The organism is Modestobacter sp. KNN46-3 (assembly GCF_011039295.1).
Genome location: NZ_JAAKGN010000234.1, coordinates 1 through 5,417, shown reverse-complemented (window position 1 = coordinate 5,417; position 5,417 = coordinate 1). Strand labels below are relative to the sequence as shown.

At 69.9% G+C, this 5,417-nt stretch carries 5 protein-coding genes; all 5 read right to left on the bottom strand.

Annotated elements, in window-relative coordinates; all coding sequences use genetic code 11:
- Nucleotides 1-8: 8 nt before the first annotated feature.
- The 5 genes from G5C62_RS25420 to G5C62_RS25400 all read right to left on the bottom strand — a co-directional run bounded on the left by G5C62_RS25420 (nt 9) and on the right by G5C62_RS25400 (nt 5,196).
- Complete coding sequence (locus tag G5C62_RS25420; protein WP_164703200.1) at nt 9-767, bottom strand: 16S rRNA (uracil(1498)-N(3))-methyltransferase; 759 nt, start codon at nt 765-767, stop codon at nt 9-11.
- Nucleotides 764-1,900: a molecular chaperone DnaJ gene (dnaJ, locus tag G5C62_RS25415; RefSeq protein ID WP_036333665.1), complete on the bottom strand. Its 1,137-nt coding sequence runs from the start codon at nt 1,898-1,900 to the stop codon at nt 764-766. The genes G5C62_RS25420 and dnaJ overlap by 4 nt, the downstream gene beginning before the upstream one ends.
- A gap of 16 nt (nt 1,901-1,916) precedes the next feature.
- Complete coding sequence (hrcA, locus tag G5C62_RS25410) at nt 1,917-2,939, bottom strand: heat-inducible transcriptional repressor HrcA (protein WP_036333663.1); 1,023 nt, start codon at nt 2,937-2,939, stop codon at nt 1,917-1,919.
- Nucleotides 2,940-3,604: 665 nt separating this feature from the next.
- Nucleotides 3,605-3,964, bottom strand: coding sequence for a hypothetical protein (locus G5C62_RS25405; protein ID WP_156119016.1), 360 nt, complete (start codon nt 3,962-3,964; stop codon nt 3,605-3,607).
- A gap of 29 nt (nt 3,965-3,993) precedes the next feature.
- Nucleotides 3,994-5,196 (bottom strand): RHS repeat-associated core domain-containing protein, encoded by a 1,203-nt coding sequence (locus G5C62_RS25400; protein ID WP_164703199.1) that lies wholly within the window; start codon nt 5,194-5,196, stop codon nt 3,994-3,996.
- Between the last annotated feature and the right edge of the window lie 221 nt (nt 5,197-5,417).

Genomic DNA, 5,417 nt, shown 5'->3' with positions numbered 1-5,417 from the left:
CACGCCCGCTACCGCCAGCGGGTGCGGGCGGACAGGGCGGCGAGCACGGCGGCGCCGGCGGTCGACGTCCGCAGCACCTCGGCGCCCAGGCGCACCGACTGCGCGCCGGCCGCCCGGAAGGCGACCACCTCGCCGTCGGTCAGCCCGCCCTCGGGGCCGACGATGACGGCGATCGACCCGGTCGCCGGCACCTCGAGCTGCGCGAACGGCTGGCGGGCCTGCTCGTGCAGCACCAGGGCCAGGTCGACGTCGGCGAGCATGCCGCAGACCTGGCGGGTGCTCATCGGCTCGGTCACCTCGGGCACCCGCGGCCGGCGTGCCTGCTTGGTCGCGGCCCGGGCGGCCGAGCGCCACTTGGCCAGGCCCTTGTCGATCCGGTCGTCCCGCCACCGGGTGACGCAGCGGGCCGCGGTCCACGGCACGATCCGGTCGACGCCCAGCTCGGTGGCCAGGTCGACGGCGAGCGGACCCCGGTCGCCCTTGGGCAGCGCCTGCACCAGCACGAACTCCGGCTGCGGCGCGGGGACGTCGTGCCGGGTGAGCACCTGGACCTGCAACGCCGACCCCGCGGCCGCGAGCACGGAGCCCTCGACCAGCAGCCCCTGCCCGTCGCTCACCCGCACCCGCTCCCCGGCGCCGAGTCGCAGCACGTCGACGGCGTGCCGGCCCTCGGCGCCGTCCACGGTGAGGACGTCGCCGTCCGGCAACTCGTCGAGCAGGAAGAGCGGGGCGCCGTCGGCTGCGAGTGCGTCCGGGGCCTGGCTCATCGGCCGTTGAAGGCGTCGCGCACCCGGGTGAACAGGCCACCGTGGTTCGCGCTGTTGCCGTCGGTGAGGTCCTCACCGCGCAGCCCGGCGAGCTCGCGCAGCAGTTCCTGCTGCCGGCCGTCGATCCGGGTCGGCGTCTGCACGTCGAGGTGCACGAGCAGGTTGCCCCGGCCGGTGCCGCGCAGCCGCGGGGCGCCGTGTGCCCGCAGCGTGAGCACGGTGCCGGACTGGGTGCCGGCCTTGATGGTGAGGTCCTCGTTGCCGTCGAGGGTCTCGAGCTTGAGCGTGGTGCCCAGCGCCGCCGCGGTCATCGGCAGGGTGACCCGGCAGTGCAGGTCCTCGCCGTCGCGGGTGAACACGTCGTGCGGGCGCTCACGCACCTCGACGTACAGGTCACCGGCGGGGCCGCCGCCGGGGCCGACCTCGCCGTAACCGGCCAGCCGGATGCGCATGCCGTCCTCGACGCCGGCCGGGACCTTGACCGGGATGGTGCGGCGGGAGCGCACCCGCCCGTCACCGGCGCACTTGGGGCACGGGTTGGGGATGACCTGGCCGGTGGCCTGGCAGGTGGGGCACGGGCGGCTGGCGATGACCTGGCCGAGGAAGGAGCGCTGCACGCTCTGCACCTCGCCGCGGCCGTTGCAGGTGGAGCAGGTCTCCGGGTGCGTGCCGGGGGCGGTGCCGGCACCGGTGCAGGCGTCGCAGAGGATCGCGGTGTCGACGGTGACCTCCGTCGTGGTGCCGAAGACGGTCTCGTCGAGGTCCAGGTCGACTCGGATCAGCGCGTCCTCGCCCTCGCGGGTGCGGCCACGCGGCCCGCGGCCGGCGCCCCCGCCGAAGAAGGCGTCCATGATGTCGCCGAGCCCGCCGAAGCCCGCGGCGTTGCCGAAGGGGCTGCCGCCCCGGCCGCCGTTGGTGTCGTAGGGGTCACCACCCAGGTCGATGATCCGCCGCTTCTCCGGGTCGGTCAGCGCCTCGTAGGCCCGGCTGACCTCCCCGAACTTCTCCTTCGCGCCCGGTTCCGGGTTGACGTCGGGGTGCAGGTCGCGGGCCATCTTGCGGTAGGCGCGCTTGATCTCGGTGTCGCTGGCTCCCTGGGCAAGGCCCAGCACGCCGTAGTAGTCGGTTGCCATGAAGCGTTCTCAGTCCTCAGCTCTCGGCCAACAGGTGGCCGACGTAGCGGGCCACGGCTCGTACCGCGGCGATGTTCCCTGCGTAGTCCATCCGGGTGGGGCCGACGACACCGAGGCCACCGAGCGCCTGGTCGCCGGACCCGTAGCCCACGGAGACGAACGACGCGGCGGTCAGCGCCTCGTGCTCGTTCTCCTCACCGATGCTCACCGTCACCGTGCTGGGCCCCACCTCGGCCATCAACCGCAGGACGACCACCTGTTCTTCCAGCGCCTCCAGCAGCGGGCGGAAGGTGCCGGGGAAGTCCAGCGCGCTGCCCTGCGCGAGGTTCGCCGTCCCGCCGATGACCAGCCGGTCCTCCGAGGGCTCGACCAGCGTCTCCAGCAGCGTCGCGCTCACCGCGGCGACCAGCGGGCGCAGGTGCGGCGCGGAGGCGTCGACCAGGTCGCCGACCTTGTCGCTGGCCTCGCCCAGCTTCGCGCCGGTGAAGGCGGCGTTGAGCAGGGTGCGCAGCTCGGCGACCGTGTCGGCCTCGGTGTCGACCGGCACCTCCACCACGCGCTGCTCGACCCGGCCGGTGTCGGTGATCAGCACCATCAGCAGCCGGGACGTCGACAGCGGCACCAGCTCCAGGTGCCGGACGGCGCTGCGCGCCAGCGTCGGGTACTGGACGACGGCGACCTGGCGGGTCAGCTGGGCCAGCAGCCGGACGCTGCGGCCCAGCACGTCGTGCAGGTCGACGGCGCCGTCGAGGAACTTCTCGATCGCCTTGCGCTCGGCGGCCGACAGCGGCTTGATCGCGCTGAGCCGGTCGACGAAGAAGCGGTAGCCCTTGTCGGTGGGCACCCGGCCGGCACTGGTGTGCGGCTGGGTGATGTAGCCCTCCTCCTCCAGCACCGCCATGTCGTTGCGGATCGTGGCTGGGCTCACCCCGAGGTCGTAGCGGGCGGCCAGGGCCTTGCTCCCCACCGGGTCGTTGGTGGAGACGTAGTCCTGGACGATCGCCCGCAGCACCCGCAGGCGCCGGTCGTCGTGCGCCACGGCTGACACCTCCCGTACCGGATCGACGTGGTCGGCGGTGGCTGCCCAGGGCAGGTGCCTGGCACTCGCGCGGACCGAGTGCCAGCATACGACCGCACTCCCCCGCCGGCCTCCGGCTCGCTGATCAGGCGCAGGGGTTCGAGCGCTCAGCCGAGAACGCGCCCCTAGGTCGAGCGCAGGAAGTCGAGGCACCAGTTCGATCGAGTCAACTTCTCATCGCAGCTTGCCTGCCGTGTCGAGCATGCTCCAGTGACCCCAAGGGTTCGCCGCTCTTTGGCGGCGACCAGAGCTCCGGTCCGTCGATACCGAAGAAACAACAAGAGGTGAATCCGCCGATCTCCACACGACCGCCAGCAGCCGCCGGGTAGGTACGGGGCCGCTTCAGGGCTAGCGGTCCAGTCGAGCCACTGTCCAGTTTCCCGCGCTTGGCGGCCAACGCCCCCAACGCGGCACCGGCCCACCCGACCTACCCAGTAGCCCAAGCCGTAGACGTGGGCTTTGAACAGCCGCGCCATCTGTACCTCAATCGACACAGCATTGAGCGCCGCCAAGGCGGACAGCTCGCCGACAGCGGCAATACGTCAGACAACAGAAACGATCCTTTGGACTGACGCGCCGGCCGATTCTGCCGTCCTGAGGATGGTGAGACATTTTCAGATCTACTGCTACTCCCTGGTCGACCACGACGCACCTGATGCGTTGAACCAGAGAATGGCGAGCCCGATAGCGACTCGAAAGCTCGCCCTGTCACCGACCGATTGCCACGCGGCTCCGTAGAACGAGTCCGCTTCCTCGGCTGGCTCATTGACATGCTCGACTGTGAAGTTCTCAACCGAGTCGAAGGTTAAAGCGGCCTCCTTTGCGACGGTCGAACCCCCTCGAGATGCGAAACGGATCACTAGGGCCCTGTCCACGTAGTCACGACAGAACCCCTGCACGGAGTATTCGTCGTCCAGATCGACGTGCACGGCGCTGGGGCCTGTCACGATGCCAACAATTTCCTGACTCTCCGGCCAGGGGTGCATCCCAACGAAGGTAGGACTTTGACTCATTATCATCGCTTCCTCTTGGGAGTTGGTCCATGCTTCTTCAGTTGCTTCCTGGCGCCGACTAGGTCCCGCCATGTCATCGGCTTGGCAATACGACTCGCACGACCGGAATCAAATCCGCTGGGGTCTCGACTATTTCTTGTTGCGAACGTCTTGTGCGGCGTGGCCACTCCTCGATGCCCACGTCCAACTAAGTCGTACCGCCAGCGTCCTGACGCCACCGTCTTGAAAACGCTCGCTCTACCAGAGTTCAAGCTGACTGACAGCTTTTTGGCATAAGCTCGCTTGGCTGACTTGTTAATGCGTCCGGCGGTCTCGGTGGCTCGCTTACCGTACTTCAACACCGCGATTGCGGCCCCACCTCCCACGAAGGCGGCACCGACCGCGATCCCCATAGCGATCGCCATCTTCCTGTTGCCGGCCGCAGCGTATGCGCCAGCGGAGATGCCGGCCGCTATCGAGCCGACCGGCCCCGGGATCATGGACGCAACTTCGGCGACGATGGCGACCTTTTTCAGCACCCCCTTCCAGGACCAGCGTCCATCCAGGTCTGTGCAGTTGACCGGGTCAGCGGTGCAGTAGTCGTAAGCGGTGGCATTGCCACCGGGGATGGGGTCGACCGACCAGAACCGACCCGTCCCCGGGTCGTAGAGCCGCACCCCCATGAGCAGCACACCGGCCAGCGCGTCAGCCGATCGCTGCTTGCCACCCAACCAGCCGTAGCGGCCGTCCTTACCCGGCGCCGCCCCGTTCGTGACCACCGCCGCACCGGTGGTCAGGTCGGTGGCGTTGCCGAACTCGTCCGCCGCCTGGTGCCGCAGCCCGGTCCAGTCCGCGGCGCCCTCGCCGTCCCGGATCGGGACGGTGGTCATCACGTCGCCGTGCAGGTCGATCAGCTGCAGCACCCGGGCACCGGACTTGCCGGTCTGCACCGCCAGGTTGCCGTCCAGCCCGTCGACGAATCGGGTGATCTCATCGGGCAGCGAGGCGTCCTCGGCGATCCACGCCGGGGAGTCCGAGTCCGAGTCGTAGTGGTTGACCTTGGTGACCGCCTGCTGCCAGGCCGGCACCCCGTCCGCACCCGCGGCCCAGGACTCGGACGTGTAGGAGGAGAAGCGCTGCAGCGGGTCCAGCGACCAGGTCTGCCGGGCCACCCCCTCGATCGTCTGCGAGGCGACCAGGTCGTTGGCGTAGAAGGTGTTGGCCACCCGCGCGCCCGGGCTGCCCCGCACCGGGGCGCCGGTGATCCGGCCCAGCGGGTCGTAGACCCATGCCCCACCGTTGACCGACTCGGTGACCAGGCGGGGTCAAGTCCGCCGGCGTGGTGTGTGACGACTACCGCGTGATCTTCATGTCGGGTCAGGCGCTGAGCGCCGGGATAGTCGGCTGCGTGGTCACCTCCTGAGTGGTGCCGTCGGTGTCGGTGACG

What these genes read in the sequence shown, in the direction of transcription:
- G5C62_RS25420 (WP_164703200.1), bottom strand. Translation starts at nt 767, where the DNA reads ATGAGCCAGGCCCCGGACGCACTCGCAGCCGACGGCGCCCCGCTCTTC.
- G5C62_RS25405 (WP_156119016.1), bottom strand. Translation starts at nt 3,964, where the DNA reads ATGCACCCCTGGCCGGAGAGTCAGGAAATTGTTGGCATCGTGACAGGC.
- dnaJ (WP_036333665.1), bottom strand. Translation starts at nt 1,900, where the DNA reads ATGGCAACCGACTACTACGGCGTGCTGGGCCTTGCCCAGGGAGCCAGC.